The following is a 16811-nucleotide window of genomic DNA, read 5'->3' as shown; positions in this document are numbered from 1 at the left end:
TTATTTTTAAAATGAAAATAGCTCTTCAGCAATTTATAGATAAGTTTTACCAAATCATCATTTTAGTTTTGTTGGCCATAATTTTAATTCTTTCAATTTTCAGTGGTACACAGACTTGGCGAGTACAAAGTCTAAAGACGAATTACTCATTGCTGAATGCTCAATACAAAACAGAAGTTGCCGAAACTAAAGCCTTAACCGAACAAGCTAAAGCTGAAGCAAGAACTAAAGAAAAGCAATGGTCAGATAAACTTTTAGAAGCAGAGAGAAATCATAATGCGAAAATGCAAGAAATCATTATTGATGTTAATCGTGCTAAGTCCGCTATTAATGGCATGTCAAAGCAAATCGATAAAGCCACAAGTCGTATGTCCACAGCTTCCAAAGAAACCATTATTGAGTACGCCACTACCAACAGTGACATACTCAAAAAATGCATCATTGAATATCAATACATGGCAGAACAAGCTGACAAACACGCAACTGATGCACGGCGATTGAGTGATGGGTGGCCTGAATAAAATATACTTTGAATTGTTATGAGGTTTATATCAAATTATTTGATAGTACACAGTGCCTACTTCAGGGTATTTTTGTTCTGTATAAAGTAAATGACAAAATTACCCTGAAAACAAAGAAAAACTGTGTTTATAAGTTTTCATATCAAAATGAAACCAACTTACACTATATAAATATCAATCCAGCTGCACATAAAATTTAAAATCTAAATTATCTAGTAAGATAATTAATCCCAATCACATATTGATGGAATCGGATACGGTTAGCGTCGCTAAAAATAAATTTTAGCACCTAACAATTAGCTAATAATTTAAGAAATGTTTTAAAGCCTAATTAAGAGTATGAGCTGCTTAGTTTAACGAGCAGAATATCCATTATAAAAAGCTTAATGTAATCAATTGTAATTATGCTATACAAGAAATAACAAATTAGTAACATGATATAATTATAAAAAGTATTAATTTTCAACATAATAAATTTTCAAATGGATAAATTTTGAAGAGTGAAAAATGAAAAAAATCTCACAAATTGTAACTGCATCATTATTGCTTTCTGGGCCGACTTTAATTCATGCAGCAGGTGGGCAAGGACAAGGGTCTGGTCAAGTTCAGTTTCATGGTTATATTGTAAATTCACCATGTTCGATTGTCTCTGATGACCCAATCAAAGTGGAGTTTGGTCAAATTTCAAACAAGCTTTTAAATAATGGAACTACATTTGATGGTGAAAGCCATATTAAACCATTTAGTATTGAACTTGCAGATTGTGATGTATCAGATTTAGACGATGGTACAGTTACAACTACTTTTACATATACGGGTGCAACAGCAGCTGGTGCAACATCTGACTATGTGGGTTTAGATTCGCTTCCTGATTCTGGCGCAGGTGTTGTGATCGTTGCTGGTAATGAACAAGTGAAAAATGGTGAACCATTAAAACCTAGGAAAATTCAAAATGGTCCAAATTCACTCGAGTTTTCTTCATATGTTAAAGGTTTAGGTATTGCAGCAGTTAAAACTGGTGAGTTTTATGCAAATGCGAATTTTACTTTAACTTATCAATAAAATATCTAATTTAAGTACCATATAAATTTGTTATATGGTACTTAATAAAATATAAAGACATAGGTTATTATTTTTTATTTGAAGTCTGTTAAATATATATTTGAATATTTTTTGTGGGGAAAGAGTTGATGAATAATAAAGTACTTTTATTATTTGTTTTTATTAGCAGTTCAAATGTATATGCTGTCGAAACGGAATACACATTTAATCCAGATATGCTGGGATTTTCAAAAAGTCAAAATATTGATCTTACAAAGTTTGAAAATAAGAATTACATTTATCCTGGTCAATATAGTATGTCACTTTATGTGAATAATAAATTCTACCAAACGGATGTAAGATTTAATGTTACAGATGACAATGACAAAGCTATTGTCTGTTTTAATAAAATTGTTACAGGCTTAATTCCTTTTGATGAAAAATTTGAAAAGTCTTTAATATTCGATGAAAAAGGATGTTTAGATTTATCAAATATTCCTGGGTTTGAATATAGTATTAATTTATCTGAGCAAGATCTAAAACTAAAAATACCGCAGGCCTATTTACAATATAGTAGTGAAAATTGGGATCCTCCAAAGTTGTGGAGCAATGGAATTAATGGTTTTCTTTTAGACTATAATTTAAATATAAATGCAAGTAATCAAATCTCAAAAAATAAAAATATTGTAGCTGCATTGAATGGGGTTACTGGCTTTAATATAGAGGAATGGCGTATTCGAGGTGAATGGCAATCACGCTATCAAGATCAACATAATGATCATGGGTCCAATAATAGTAGTCATAATTTTAAATGGGATAATATCTATGCTTATCGCGCCTTAAAAAGTATAAAAGCAGATTTATTAATTGGTGAGACATATTTAAGTTCTAACCTATTTAATTCATTTAATTATACGGGTATTTCATTAGAATCTAATGAGGAAATGCTCCCACCTAATTTAAGGTATTATGCTCCTGAAGTTACTGGAATTGCTAATACGAATGCCTTAGTAACAATCTCTCAACTAGGACGGGTTTTATATTCTACACAGGTGCCAGCAGGTAATTTTTCTATTCGAGATTTACCTAATTATGCCAATGGTATATTAGATGTTAAAGTTGAAGAACAAGATGGAACGGTACAAAATTTCCAAGTAAATACAATAGCGGCACCATATTTAACACGACCAGGTCGGATTCGCTATAAAACAGCAATTGGTCAGCCAAGAAATGATCATCATTTAATTCATAAAACTTTTATATCAGGTGAAATGTCGTATGGCTTAAATAATATGACATCATTAATTGCCGGTGCATTAAGTTCAAAAGATTATCACAATATTAATATAGGTTTAGGGCAGGACTTAAATATACTGGGTGCATTTGCAATTAATTACTTAAATTCTAACTCTTCTGATTTTCATGGGAATGGATATCGATTTAGTTATAATAAAAGTATATTAAATACACGCTTACAAGCATCAACCAGCTTTTTTGATCGAAATTATCAAGAATTTAGTGACTATTTAGGAGAAACAGGAAGATATTCCAGAAGTACTACAATTGTTTTAAATCAATCTTTTCCATTACAAAGAGCATCTATTTCGGTATCTTACTCACAAAATAAACAAGCAGAAGATGCTGATATTAATAAACGTTTAGATATTAATTTAACTAAATATTTCAATTTTGAAAATTATAAAAATGTGAGTACAAGTCTAAGCTTTTACCGCAATATAGATCAAAATGATTATGGAGCGTATTTGAGGGTTTCTTTCCCATTTAATACCAATGGCTCTATTAGTTATAATGCTAATCAAAGTAAGAATAATGATTTTTCATCAAGCATTAGTTATTTTAATCGAATCAACGAAGCTACGAGTTATTCAATGGGGGTAGGTCATGATGGTGACAAAGTCACAGCAACATCATTTTTTACTCATCAAGCAAATAGTTTTACAGCCAATATTTCATCCAGTTATCGAGATAAAGAGTTTGCGAGTGTCAGTGCTGGATTAAGGGGTGGAATTACAGTAACAGCAAAAGGTGCAGACATCCATCGAATTAATATGTTGGGAAGCACTCGACTATTAGTAGATACAGATCAGGTTTCAGATATTCCAGTTCAAGGATATAGTGTCCCAAGTTACTCAAATCGATTTGGTAAAGTTGTTACACCAGATGTAAGAGATTATTACCGTAATCGAATTTCTATTGATTTAAATAAATTACCGGATAATGCTGACACATTAGACAGTGTCAAGGCTATCACTTTAACAAAGGGTGCTATTGGGTATCAAAAGTTTGCAGTAACTTCAGGGGAAAAGGGAATGGTGACATTGCTATTAGCTGACGGTCAATATCCATATTTTGGTGCGGAAGTTAGGAATGAAGAGGGTGTGTTAACAGGGATTGTTGGAGAACAAGGGAGAACATATTTAACAGGCGTATCTCCTGGAAAAGAAATGAAGATTATGAGTAGTGGTAATTGTCAAATCTTGGTTCCAAAAGAATTCAGCTTTAAAACCAACACAGCTTCATTGGTATGTCGATAACTTAAAGTAAGGAAATAAAAGTGAATTCAATGTTTAAAAAGTTAATTTCTTTATGTTTAATCATACCTAGTGTGAGCTATGCATCTTTATCATTAGACCGAACAAGAACAATTTTTGATGGTAAGGAAAAGTCAGTTTCCTTAAGAGTCTATAACTCAAGTGAGAGATTGCCTTTTTTAGCTCAATCTTGGTTTGAAAATGAGAAAGGTGAAAAAATAGAAGAACCTTTTATTGCAACCCCGCCAATTCAACGAGTTGAACCGAAGCAACAAACCCAAGTAAAAATAGAAAAACTAAATACAGCAGAGCTTCCACAAGATAGAGAAAGTGTTTATTACTTTAACTTCCGACAAATTCCACCGAAAAGTGAAAAACCGAATGTTTTGCAGCTAACAGTCCAAACCAAAACGAAATTATTTTATAGGCCTGCTAGTTTATTTATGAGCGGTACTGAAATTAGTAATAACCCTTGGCAAAAAAAACTTATTTTGAAAGCAAGTGGACAAGAGGTTATCGCAGTTAATCCTACTCCTTATTATATTACAGTGTCTGCGATCTCACCAATAAAAGGGAAAGAAAGTTTTGAAGGTTTTGAGGCATTTATGGTTGCTCCATTTAGTAACCTATCTTTGAACTTTAAGCTAAATCAGGTAGGTACTAAACCTTTCATTACTTATATTGATGATTATGGAAGTAAGGTGGTAATGCCCTTTAGCTGTGTAAATTCAGAATGTGGGATTGCGAGTGAATAAGGAGTGCTAAATGTTGAAAAAGCTATACTACTGGTGGTTTATATCTATATTTAGCTTCCCTGTATATTCATTTGCTGCAGATGATATTGCACAAACGATCATTCGTATTCATGGTGAGATTCTAGGTCCAACATGTAAAATAAAAGATGAAGACTTATTTGTAGATTTTGGAACACTTACCAATAAAGACCTGTTATGGCATGGGCGTTCTAGTAGCCGAGATTTTGCTATTGAATTTGAGTGCCAAACTGAGGATATTTATAATGTAGCAATTTCATTTACAGGGCAAGAAACTTTTTATACGGATTTGCAGCGGTTGATTATTATACAAGGAGATACTCCATTAAATCCATGGGGGATAGCAATTCAATTAGTTGAACCTAATGGGGAAAATATGCCACTTAATGCGGAAACGGCAACATATACAATAAAAGATCAATCCGCTTTAAACTTTAAAGCTTTTGTAAAAGTCAGTCAGAGTGCTATTAGTCGTAAAAACATTCGCTTAGGCGAGTTTAATGCTATAGCTAACTTTTTAATTGAATATCAATAATAGAGGTAATCAAGTGCAAAAGTTTTTATATTTACTCATTGGGATGATATTTTCACCACTATTATTTGCAAATGCTTGGACTGTAAGTATTCCTTATTCATATTGGGACCCAAGTAAGCCATGGAATCAACAATTTCAATATACTGCTATTCTTTATATGACGGAGGATAGTTTTAAATCAACTGAACCCTTGAATAGAAGTTGCTCAGAATCCACTCCTTGTTATATTCAAATTAATACTCAACAAAAAGGAAATCCAACTAGGACATTTTATCCAGACCCAAATATTCCAAGAGTAAAATTAACGACTGAAAAAACAGTTGGTGAAGCTTTAAGAGCATATTTTGAAAAAGGTACCAACTATTCTTATGTCTATACTGTTGCAGCATCAAGTGCACCAGATAGAACAGGAGAAGGCGTTGATTGGTGTGGGGCAATGGGTATTTCTAATTCTTCAGGTGGTTCAGATTATATTGTTATGGCAGGAGGAGAGTGTGCAAATATTGCTCCCCCCAATGTACAATGTAATTTAGAAACACAAGATGTTGATCTTGATTATGGTCAATTAAATGTGTCAGATATTATAAATGGTCAAACAAGTGTTAAAGATGGTAGGTTTAAAGTATATTGTAATCAAGATGTTAATGTAATGCTTTCAATTACATCTCCAGATAAAGATACAACGGCAAATAATGGTTATATTGGAACAAAAATTCGTTTAAAAGATGATGGAAGTCTCGTGACTTATTTAACTGTAGATGGAAAAGATATTAGTAATCCTACAAGTATGCCGGTTCAAGGTGGTGGTACAACTTTTGATGTTAAATCAACTTTAATGGGTACAGGTACTACAGTAGTTCCAGGAGCATTTTTATCATTTGCCTATGTGACAATTTCATTTGAATAGTTTTAAATTTTTATTTCATAAGATTTATAAATGATTCTAAATATTATGTTTATTAAGCATGTAGATTTGTATTATATAAAATCAGGCATTTACTACAAATGCATTTGCAAGATCAAAGTATTTTAGAAGGACAGTAATTTGATATGACAAGCTGAACAAGAACTACGAAAACGTAGTTACTTTTTAGGCTAAGGTAGTTTTATTTCTATAATACGTGATTCTGGGACACGTAAAACTTTGGTTGGTTCATTATAAATAAACTTTCTACCAGCGCCTTCACGCTTCCCACCATGATTATTTGACATATCTTCTAATCGATAAAGTTACTTAATCAAATATTATACGTAGATCAAAATAAATTCAAATTTAAATGTTGTAGATAATTTAAGTGATGTAATGGTACCTTTATTGATGAGGGTACCAAAATTTAGATTCCTAACTTATTAAGCTTGCCTATCCATTTTGAATAAGCATCTGTTTGTTGTGGAATATACTCATAATAATCATAAGTTCCTTGCTCGCCTGGCATCACATGGCCAATCATTAATTCTGCAACATCACGCGAAGTGAATGCACTAAAGTTTGTGCGTGCAGTTCTTCTTAAATCATGCAGAGTCCAGTGTTTCATGTTGTAATCATAATGTCTGCGCAATCTCTCCATTATGTTAGCAGGTAAGGCTATTGAAGCCCCATTACCCATTGGAGTTTCCGCATTATCATTAGTAAGAAAGTATTCACAACTACTATGTTCCATTGCTTCAATAATTAGATTTTCCATTTCGGGAAGAATAGGGCGAATTATTTCACGTCCTGTTTTCTTACCAACCTTATTATTCGCAACTGGAACAATCCAGACTTTTCTTTTTAAATCAAAATCACTTTTTTTAGCTTTTCGTAATTCACCATTACGACAACCAAACATTAAACATAATTTTAAGAATATTTTATTTTTAGGTAGAAGCTTAGAGGTTTCTATAGCCTTCAATACCATTGTTATTTCTTCATCAGCTAAAATTCGATTAACTCTATTTTTCTCTATACCAAGATCCTCTTTAGCATAAATATCTGAAAGTGCATTGACTTCAAGTAATTCACGTTTCTTGGCCCACTTTAAAACTTGCTTAGCATTAGTAAGTACTCTTTCGGCAATTGAGGGTTTATCCTCAGCCAATTCTTCTAAAATAGCGAGCCACTGTTGTAATGTAATACGATCAATTGGCAAATCCCCAATTTCAGAAAATACATGTAATTCAAATGAAGTTTTTATGTCAGATGCCGATGTTTTCTTTTTTATACAATAACCTTCATACCAGTCATTGAAAACATCCTTAAAAGTCGTGGCATTGATATATTTTTGTTGCTGAACACGAACTTCAATTTTCGGGTTTTTACCTTGGTCTAACAAAGATCTCATTTCATTTGCTTTGATCCGTGCTTCTTTTAAGGACATATGAGGGTATGACCCTAAATCCAATCGTTCTGCTTTTCCAGTAAATCTATACCTTAACTGAAAAACTATTTTACCTTTCGGCGACACTCGAACACTCATTGAGTCCCGATCAGCTATTTCCTCAACTTTATCTCGTGCCTTGCCATTATTAGCTTTTAGCCACATTTCAGTTAAAGACATAGATCACCTGTGTACATAATTTTTTGAAGGGGAGCATAAAGTGCAATTATGTACGCAGTTGTGTACATAACTAATGTGACATATTGTGTCTTAATATGTCCTAGTTTGTCCATGTTGATATTGTGGTAAATGAATGAAGATATGGTTTTTATTATGTTTTTTGTCTTGGTGTGTCTTGGTGTGACAACATGGCACTAATCCTTTTGAACGATTAATGCCATAGTTGTTCCATATTAAGCCATGATTCTGATATAGCTTTCAGAATCAGTACACAAAAAGTGAAGTTATTTATTTTGCTTCAAGCCAAGCAGGTAAGCTTGCCATGATAGGTTGTAACTTCTCGTTGAGTGGCGCGCCACCTTGTGCTAAGTCAGGTTTTCCACCACCTTTACCACCTAACTCTTGCGCTAGGTATTTGATGATATCGCCTGCTTTAATTGATGCAATAAAATCGTTTGCAACAGATGCGATCAGGCTAACTTTGTCACCCTCTACACCTGCAATAACGATAATTGCATGATTTAATTTTGATTTAACACCATCATGTAAATTACGAAGTGATTTCGCATCTACATTTTGAACGACGGTAATAAGGGTTGATCGTCCTGCAAGTGACTGTACTTGATTGAGTAACTCAGTTGCTTGGAAATTTGCTAATTTTTGATTGAGTTGTTCAATCTGTTTTTGCAAACTAGAAGCAGTCGATGCTAAAGCTTCAACTTTTTCTAGAGTCTGATCTTTTTGTGCTTTTAACAAATCATTCATCGTATAGATGTCACGATCAATTTTTTGTACTACATCAAGTGCTTTCTCACCTGTGATTGCTTCAATACGACGTACACCAGCGGCAACACCACCTTCAGAAGTAATTTTAAATAAGCCAATATCACCAGTGCGTTTTACGTGGATACCACCACATAGTTCAATAGAGAAATTCTGTTCATCTTGAACTGATCCCATTGAAAGGACACGAACTTCATTACCGTATTTTTCACCAAATAACATCATTGCACCTTTTTCTTTCGCTGCATCAATGTTTAATAATTCGGTAGAAACGATGGTATTCGCAATCACTTCCTGATTGACAAGACGTTCGATTTCTTGAAGTTGTTCAAAAGTCACAGGTTGATCATTGGCAAAGTCAAAACGCAACAGTTCGCTTGCAACCAAAGAACCTTTTTGTTGTACATGTGAACCTAATACTTGACGTAATGCTGAATGAAGTAGATGTGTTGCAGAGTGATTGCGCGCAGTTGCATCACGAATATCTGCTTTTACAATCGCAGTAACGTTTTGAGTTGTGATTAAATTGCCCATAGTTACAATACCTTGATGGACAAAAGCACCACCAGATTTTTTGGTATCTTGGACTTCAAAAATACCTGTATCATTTTTAAAGATACCTGTATCACCAATTTGGCCACCACTTTCTGCATAAAATGGTGTTTGATTTAGCACGATTAGTGCTTCATCACCTTCAACTATTTCATTTACTTGTACGCCATCTTTATAGATGGCAATAATTTGACCTTGACCTTGTGTTGAATCATAACCGTCAAATTGTGTATCACCTTCAACATTAATAATTGAGTTGTAATCAATTGCAAACTTTCCAGCATCACGTGCACGTTGGCGTTGGGCAGCCATTTCAACTTCAAAACCAGCTTCATCAATGGTTAAATCACGTTCACGTGCAATATCTGCGGTTAAGTCAGTTGGGAAGCCATATGTGTCATATAGTTTGAATACTGTTGCACCAGGAATAATCGTGCCTTTAAGCTGTGCTAATTCACCTTCAAGTAATTTCAAACCTTGTTCTAAGGTTTTGGCAAATTGCTCTTCTTCTTTTAAAAGTGCAGTTTCAATACGTAATTTTTGTGCTTCAAGTTCAGGATAAGCGACACCCATAACATCAATAAGTGGTTGTAGCATTTTATAGAAGAAAGTGCCTGTTGCACCAAGTTTATTACCATGACGTACAGCACGACGAATGATACGACGTAGAACATAGCCACGACCTTCATTTGACGGATTTACACCATCTGCAATGAGGAAACAGCAAGAACGTGCATGGTCTGCAACAACTTTGAGCGATGCTGGATATTCGATTGGCTTATTTGTTGCTTTTGCAGTTGCTTCAATTTCTGTGATATCTAGATCGATAATTTTTGCAGCAGCTTTTAATAAATTTTGGAATAAATCGATTTCATAGTTTGAGTTTACATGTTGTAAAACAGCAGAAATACGCTCTAAACCCATACCTGTATCAACAGATGGTGCTGGAAGAGGGTGGAGTACGCCATCTGCAGTACGGTTAAACTGCATAAAGACGTTATTCCAAATTTCAATAAAACGATCGCCATCTTCTTCAGGACTTCCAGGTAAGCCACCCCAGATATGATCGCCATGATCATAAAAAATTTCTGAACAAGGACCACATGGACCTGTATCACCCATTGCCCAAAAGTTATCTGATGCGTATTTCTCGCCTTTATTATCGCCAATACGAATAATTCGACTAGCATCTAAACCTACTTCTTTGTGCCAGATGTCAAATGCTTCGTCATCGGTATGATAAACAGTAACGTAAAGTTTATCTTTAGGCAGCGCTAACCATTTGTCGCCGGTGAGAAATTCCCAAGCAAATTTGATGGCATCACGCTTAAAGTAATCCCCAAAAGAGAAGTTTCCAAGCATTTCAAAGAACGTATGGTGACGTGCAGTATAGCCAACGTTATCAAGGTCATTGTGTTTACCGCCAGCACGTACACATTTTTGTGAAGACGTTGCACGCACATAGTCTCGTTTTTCTAAGCCAAGGAAGCAGTCTTTAAACTGATTCATACCAGCATTGGTAAACAATAAGGTCGGATCATTGGCTGGGACAAGTGAACTCGACGCGACACGCGTATGTCCTTGCGATTCAAAATAGCTTAAGAAAGCTTCGCGAATTTCAGCGGATGTCATAAAACGAGTACTCACAACCAAGTCACTCCATAAATTTCGATTTGGCTAATAGTTTATCAAGCTATAATAATTGGAGAAATTGCTTAATAAACTGGCTTAAAATTTTAAAACGCCAAATTATAACGGAAAAAGCACTATTCACCAATGATTTTGAGGGATTAAATCATAATACGCGGGTTTTATTGATTTCTTTATTTTTGCTGTATAGAAACTAAAATTTATACAACATATAAAAACCCTTTTAATGATATGGATTTAATTTATGAATTGATGTGAATTTTAGGTTTTATTTAAAAATAATTGATTAGATGTTGTATTTTAAAATTGAAAATTTAGTTTATTTTCATGAGGAAAACATATCAGTTTTATCAAGAAATCTATTACCATAGCACTGAGATCACTTAAATCTTTAAGCTTAAGGACAAAGAATGCAACGTGTAGCAATTAATGGTTTTGGAAGAATTGGGCGGAATGTATTAAGAGCTTGGTTTGAACATCCACAAAAGTTTAATTTTGAAATAATTGCTATTAATGATGTCGCAGATTTAAATACTTTAACCCATTTGTTTAAGTATGATACGACACATGGTCGGTTTTTAGGTCAGGTGAATACTTTAGAAGAAAATGGAGAGAATTATTTACTGATTGAAAGCAATGGGAAAAAACTTAAAGTACACGTATTTAATCAAGCAGAACCGTCTTGTTTGCCTTGGCAGTTGTTAAATGTTGATGTCGTTTTAGAATGTACGGGCTTGTTCCGTTCGCATCAGGCAGCAACACAGCATATTCAGGCAGGTGCGAAACGTGTCATTATTGGTGCAGCGCCATTTGATACGGTGGATGCAGCCATTGTTTATGGTGTAAATCATCAAGATGTAAAAACATCTGATCAAATCATTTCGAGCGTGTCATGTACAACACAAGCTTTGGTGCCTTTGGTTAAAATTATTGATGATGCTTTTGGTATCGAAACTGCTTTAATGACAGAAATACATGCCATGACAGCAGATCAGTCTGTACTTGATCATGCACATCGAGATTTACGTCGTGCACGTGCATCTGGACAAAATATTATTCCAACCACATCTTCTGCATTAGGGGCTTTAAAGCAAGTCTTACCTAAAATGGAAAATCGAATAGATGGTTATTCCATTCGTGTTCCAACCATTAATGTTGCTGCAATTGATTTAACCTTTAATTCGACAAATGCACTTTCTGTTCAAGCAATTAATCATGCATTACAATATGCGGCAGAACATCTGTTTTCTGAAATTATGCAAGTGACGACAGAACCATTGGTTTCAAGCGACTTTAATCATTTACCCTATTCTTTAATTGTCGATTTAACCCAAACCATGGTAGTTGGACATCAAGCTAAAGTATTTGCTTGGTATGATAATGAATGGGGGTATGCAAATCGACTCTTAGATTTATGTGAATCTTTTTATAAATATAGATAAAGTCGTGTGATAAAAATTAAAAGCAGAACGTCCTGTAATTATTGATCATAATAATTACAGGACTTTTTTATAATAATCCCATTCGAAGAATAGCAGCTGAAAACATACTAATCACGACAGTAGGCAATAATGAAAAACGAGAAGCTGCAAATAGTGTGATGACAATGGCAATTAAATCAATAAGATTATCTTGAACAAAATAAGGTGCAATTACTGAAATGAGTACGCAGCCTGGAACCACTTCTAAAATTTTCCGCTGGCGTGTACTTAGGGTTTTATTCTTTAATAAGAGATACCCTAAAATTCGTGTTAAATAGGTGGTGAGTGCAACAAATAAAATGGCAATCAATGTCGACATGTGAATCATTCTGCATCATCTCCTATCAAATAAAATGCAGAAGCAATACCGCAAATTGCGCCAATTGGTACATACCAACCATTCGGTAAATATAGGTAAGCCAATGCAGCACAAACGAGACTGACCAGCCACGGACGTGCTGAATTAAATCCTTTCCACATGCCACGTAAAAGCACTAAAAAAACGGCTGGGAATGCCATATCGAAGCCGAAGCGACTAATATCCCCAAGCGTAGGTCCTATCATTCCACCTAAAGCGGTAAAGAATACCCACATGATGTATAGGGCAAAGCATAATCCTGCATAAAAAGGCATGCTAAAAGCATGTTGAAAACCCATTTTTTTTTGATTTTTTTGTGCATCTGCATAAGAAACAGCCCAACTTTCATCCACTAAGAAAAATAAAGCAGGCAAAACTTTTTTATTGGGTAAATGCCGTAGATAGGGAACTAAACTTGCTCCCATGAGTAAATGACGACAATTAACTAAAAAGGTAATAAATATCAACATCATAATATTGGGTGGATTTGTCCACATTTCAAGAATTGCAAATTCAGAACCACCAGCAAAATTTAAACCTGTAAGTAATGGAACTTCTAAAAAAGAGAAGCCTTTTTGAGTGGCTTGAGCACCGAGTACTAAGGCAAAAGGTGTAATCGCTAAGAGCAAAGGAATAGAAGTTTTTAAACCTCTTTTAAACTCACTCACTTGATGACTAGATTTAACATCTACGGATATCGTTCTTGAAGTTAACATGGATATGCTAAAGCGTGGAAAAGGCTGAGAAATGTTATTTTATGTATTGATTCAAGAAATTTGGTATTTTATTTAGCTTTATTACGGTTGTTTTTGGCAGAATATTGCTTTATTAATATAATTATTAAAATTTTATGCTTTAACCCTTATGGATCAATTGGATAAGCGAATACTGCAAATATTGCAACACAATGGTAAATTGCAAAACAACGAGTTAGCGCAATTGGTGAGTCTTTCGCCATCTCCTTGTTTACGTCGAGTAAAACAGCTCGAAGATGATGGGGTCATAGAAAAATATGTAGCATTACTCAACCCTCAGAAGATCAATTTAGGACTAACGGTTTTTGCACGTATATGGTTGAAGGAGCAAGATGAAAAAACTGTAAATGCCTTTGTTGATGCAATTCAAGATATGGATGAGGTGGTGGAATGTCAATTAATGGCAGGTGATTGTGATTTTTTCTTAAGAATTGTCGTTGCAGATTTAGATGCATATCGTAAATTTCAAATTCATCGACTCAATCGAATTACCAGTATTCAAAACGTGAAAACGGAAATTCCATTACAAACCATTAAGCATACAACAGCATTACCGATAGAAAAATAAGAGATTATTTAGGGTCAATTTTCCGAATAACATGGTCAATTGAATATGTACCCCAAATCGAAATTTTCTCAATGAATTGATGCAATTCTTCTGGGTTAAAATGAGCAATAAGCGTATAGCAAGCTGAACCTGCGACTTTATAACATTCATGAATTGCATAAAATTGAGTAATAAACGTCTCAAAAGCATTGAAGTTAGGTTCCTTCATCATAATACGAATGAATTGAGTGTGTTCATTATGGGTTTCTATCGTATATTTTTGAATGATATTTTGCTCAATTAAACGGGTGACTCGATTTCCAACTGCTTGACCTGTTCGATGTACCTTATCGCCAATTTCTTTATGTGACAAACGAGAATCCATGTGCAATATTTTTAAAATTTCTTTATCAATTTGATCCATTATGTTCTGACTCATTTCATTTTTTTCATTGTGAACGTTATTTTAAGAACTTCTTTCATAAGGTGCTACAAATTTTAAGGAAGTTCGCATAAGTTATACAAACTTTATCATGTATTGGAACAATCGAATGACTGTACAAGCATTAATTATTATCGATGTGCAAAACGACTATTTCAAAAATGGAAAAATGGAATTACATGAACCAGAAATAGCATTAGAAAATATTTTAAAACTTGAAGCACAATTTATTCAAAAGGAATGGCCAATTTTTTATATTCAACATACACAATCACTTGCACCAGATCGACTATTTTTTGAAGGAACCTATGGTGCTGAAAATCATGCAAAACTGGCATGCGAAAATCAAACGAATGGTTTTAATGTGATTAAACATTTTCCAAACAGTTTTCACCAAACGGAATTACAACATCAGCTTAAAGCATTATCTGTTCAGAAATTGATAATCACGGGGATGATGACCAATATGTGTGTAGACGCAACGACAAGAGCTGCTTTAGATTTAGGATATGAAGTTGACGTGATTGCTGATGCGACAGCAGCACGAGCGTTAAGCTATGCATCAAAAGAGGTCAATGCAGTAGATGTAAAAACTGCATTTTTAGCGGCTTTAAACTTTTTAACAAACGTAAAGTCAACACAAGAATATTTGGACTCAATTGATTTGATATAAGCGTTGAGTGAATCAATAGCAAGTTTCAATTGATCTATTAATGCGAAAAGACTCTTCTCACCTTTTAAAGTGTTCAGCTGACGTGTTAGCCACAGTTGTATGGAGATTTTTATTCGCGAGATGAGCGCATGATGTCGTTATTTTACACAGAGTGATTAAGTCTAATCTTAATCCTTATTTCAATTGAAAAATGATAGTAAATAAATAGCTTCATATTTAATTAGAGTGATCAAATTTTTATAACTTAATTTCCCTTTTTTTCGTTGATTTATATAAAACTATAAGGGCGTTAAATGAATTTTTGAAAAAGTCTGGTGCAGACGCTAAAGTATCGTGCTAAACTTGGAGAAATCGGGTGTGTTCCCGATTTTTTTATGCGGATTTCTTCCGCGCTGGCAAGGATTTAGGTTTACAACATGCCCATTTCAGAGACATGGTTATTACCTGATGGTGTAGCTGATGTATTACCAGAACAAGCGCAAGCAATAGAAACCTTGCGTCGTGATGCACTAGATTTCCTCACTTATCGAGGTTATCAGTTGGTGTACACGCCATTTATTGAATATATCGAATCTCTATCTTCTTTATCAGAATCGAATCAAGATTTAGACTTAGCTACGTTTAAGGTCATAGATCAACTTTCTGGTCGCTTGCTGGGTGTGCGTGCCGATATGACACCGCAAGTCGCACGTATTGATGCACATGTATATCCTGTAAATGGTGTGGCACGTTATTGCTATGCTGGTACTGTTTTACATACAAAACCTCAAGGGTTTAATACCACACGAGCACCACTACAACTCGGTGCAGAATTGTTTGGTTCAGATAGTATTGATGCCGATGTTGAAATGATTGATGTCATGCTGGGGCTATTGAAATCTTCTGGTTTTGAGACAGGTATTCATCTAGATTTAGGTCATGTTGGGTTATTCCGTAGCTTGATTAAACATGCAGGTTTAAATAAAGCAACTGAACGCCAACTTTCAGATTTATATCAGCGCAAAGCATTACCAGAGCTTGCTGCATTCACTTCAGATTTAGCATTTGGTCAAGATTTTTATGCTTTAGGTCGCTATGCAAGTGATTTGGCGGCATTACAACAGCATTTAAGTGCATCAATTCTTGAGGATGTGGAATTTAAATTAGCATTTGAAGCGTTAAAAACCACTCAAGCAGAAATTCATGCGCGTTGGCCAAATTTGCAACTTGGAATAGATGTGGTTGAGCTTCGTTCTTATCATTATCACACAGGATTAACATACGCAGTGTATGCCCCAAACCGTGCGGCACCGATTGCGCAAGGTGGTCGTTATGATGGTATTGGTGAGCATTTTGGACGTGCGCGTCCAGCCACAGGTTTTTCCTGCGACTTATATGCACTTTCTGCAGGACAATTTAGAAAAGTTGAAAATATTATTGCTCCTAAAGGTACAGACAAGGCCTTATTAGAAGCAATTGCAAAATTACGTGCTCAAGGGCGAAGTGTAATTCAGTTATTAGGTCAAGATGGTCTAGATTCTATTCCGTTTGCAACTCATCAAATGAATCATAAATCTGGTGAGTGGGTAATCGAACAAATTTAATGATAGGGCTGAATGTTCATATTCATTC

General features: G+C 34.6%; 15 protein-coding genes and 1 pseudogene. 10 read left to right on the top strand and 6 right to left on the bottom strand.

Annotated elements, in window-relative coordinates; translation table 11 throughout:
- The 6 genes from B9T31_RS16495 to B9T31_RS16470 form a co-directional block, all read left to right on the top strand.
- Window positions 1–521 (top strand): hypothetical protein (locus B9T31_RS16495; protein WP_322853507.1); only part of this gene is annotated, 521 nt, incomplete at its 5' end.
- A 507-nt stretch (window positions 522–1028) separates the two neighbouring features.
- Window positions 1029–1583 carry a fimbrial protein gene (locus B9T31_RS16490; RefSeq protein ID WP_086183026.1) on the top strand — a complete coding sequence of 185 codons (555 nt, stop codon included), beginning with the start codon at window positions 1029–1031 and terminating at the stop codon, window positions 1581–1583.
- A 128-nt stretch (window positions 1584–1711) separates the two neighbouring features.
- A complete protein-coding gene (locus B9T31_RS16485) occupies window positions 1712–4117 on the top strand; it encodes a fimbria/pilus outer membrane usher protein (RefSeq protein WP_086183025.1) in 2406 nt (801 codons plus the stop codon).
- A gap of 29 nt (window positions 4118–4146) precedes the next feature.
- Window positions 4147–4869: a fimbria/pilus periplasmic chaperone gene (locus B9T31_RS16480; protein ID WP_086183024.1), complete on the top strand. Its 723-nt coding sequence runs from the start codon at window positions 4147–4149 to the stop codon at window positions 4867–4869.
- Window positions 4870–4879: 10 nt separating this feature from the next.
- Entirely contained in the window at window positions 4880–5422 is a 543-nt protein-coding gene (locus B9T31_RS16475) for a fimbrial protein (RefSeq protein ID WP_086183023.1), read from the top strand.
- Window positions 5423–5435: 13 nt separating this feature from the next.
- Window positions 5436–6329, top strand: coding sequence for a hypothetical protein (locus B9T31_RS16470; protein ID WP_139840936.1), 894 nt, complete (start codon window positions 5436–5438; stop codon window positions 6327–6329).
- 197 nt (window positions 6330–6526) lie between these two features.
- Here B9T31_RS16470 and B9T31_RS18280 read toward each other — a convergent pair.
- From B9T31_RS18280 to alaS, 3 genes and pseudogenes are all read right to left on the bottom strand, one after another.
- Window positions 6527–6634 (bottom strand): annotated as a pseudogene (locus tag B9T31_RS18280) (hypothetical protein); the annotation flags it as partial.
- Window positions 6635–6756: 122 nt separating this feature from the next.
- Window positions 6757–7959: a tyrosine-type recombinase/integrase gene (locus B9T31_RS16465; protein WP_086183021.1), complete on the bottom strand. Its 1203-nt coding sequence runs from the start codon at window positions 7957–7959 to the stop codon at window positions 6757–6759.
- A gap of 288 nt (window positions 7960–8247) precedes the next feature.
- Entirely contained in the window at window positions 8248–10941 is a 2694-nt protein-coding gene (alaS, locus tag B9T31_RS16460; RefSeq protein ID WP_171264790.1) for an alanine--tRNA ligase, read from the bottom strand.
- 413 nt (window positions 10942–11354) lie between these two features.
- Between alaS and B9T31_RS16455 the strand changes: the two genes are divergently transcribed.
- A complete protein-coding gene (locus B9T31_RS16455; RefSeq protein WP_086183019.1) occupies window positions 11355–12386 on the top strand; it encodes a type I glyceraldehyde-3-phosphate dehydrogenase in 1032 nt (343 codons plus the stop codon).
- Window positions 12387–12453: 67 nt separating this feature from the next.
- Here the strand turns inward: B9T31_RS16455 and B9T31_RS16450 are convergent, their stop codons facing one another.
- Window positions 12454–12753, bottom strand: a complete 300-nt coding sequence (locus B9T31_RS16450) for an AzlD family protein (RefSeq protein ID WP_086183018.1) — start codon at window positions 12751–12753, stop codon at window positions 12454–12456.
- Window positions 12750–13499, bottom strand: a complete 750-nt coding sequence (locus B9T31_RS16445; protein WP_086183017.1) for an AzlC family ABC transporter permease — start codon at window positions 13497–13499, stop codon at window positions 12750–12752. The genes B9T31_RS16450 and B9T31_RS16445 overlap by 4 nt, the downstream gene beginning before the upstream one ends.
- A 148-nt stretch (window positions 13500–13647) precedes the next feature.
- On the opposite strand from B9T31_RS16445, the gene B9T31_RS16440 reads away from it, so the two are divergent.
- A complete protein-coding gene (locus B9T31_RS16440) occupies window positions 13648–14106 on the top strand; it encodes an Lrp/AsnC family transcriptional regulator (protein ID WP_086183016.1) in 459 nt (152 codons plus the stop codon).
- A gap of 4 nt (window positions 14107–14110) precedes the next feature.
- Here the strand turns inward: B9T31_RS16440 and B9T31_RS16435 are convergent, their stop codons facing one another.
- Complete coding sequence (locus tag B9T31_RS16435) at window positions 14111–14524, bottom strand: Lrp/AsnC family transcriptional regulator (RefSeq protein WP_086183015.1); 414 nt, start codon at window positions 14522–14524, stop codon at window positions 14111–14113.
- 112 nt (window positions 14525–14636) lie between these two features.
- Here B9T31_RS16435 and B9T31_RS16430 point away from each other — a divergent pair, with 112 nt between their 5' ends.
- Window positions 14637–15200 carry a cysteine hydrolase family protein gene (locus B9T31_RS16430; protein ID WP_086183014.1) on the top strand — a complete coding sequence of 188 codons (564 nt, stop codon included), beginning with the start codon at window positions 14637–14639 and terminating at the stop codon, window positions 15198–15200.
- A 416-nt stretch (window positions 15201–15616) separates the two neighbouring features.
- Window positions 15617–16783 (top strand): ATP phosphoribosyltransferase regulatory subunit, encoded by a 1167-nt coding sequence (locus tag B9T31_RS16425; protein ID WP_086183013.1) that lies wholly within the window; start codon window positions 15617–15619, stop codon window positions 16781–16783.
- The last annotated feature ends 28 nt before the right edge of the window (window positions 16784–16811 follow it).

Source organism: Acinetobacter sp. ANC 4558, from assembly GCF_002135375.1.
GTDB lineage: Bacteria > Pseudomonadota > Gammaproteobacteria > Pseudomonadales > Moraxellaceae > Acinetobacter.
The sequence above is the reverse complement of the archived record's forward strand: the minus strand, read 5'-3'. Positions and strand labels throughout refer to the sequence as shown.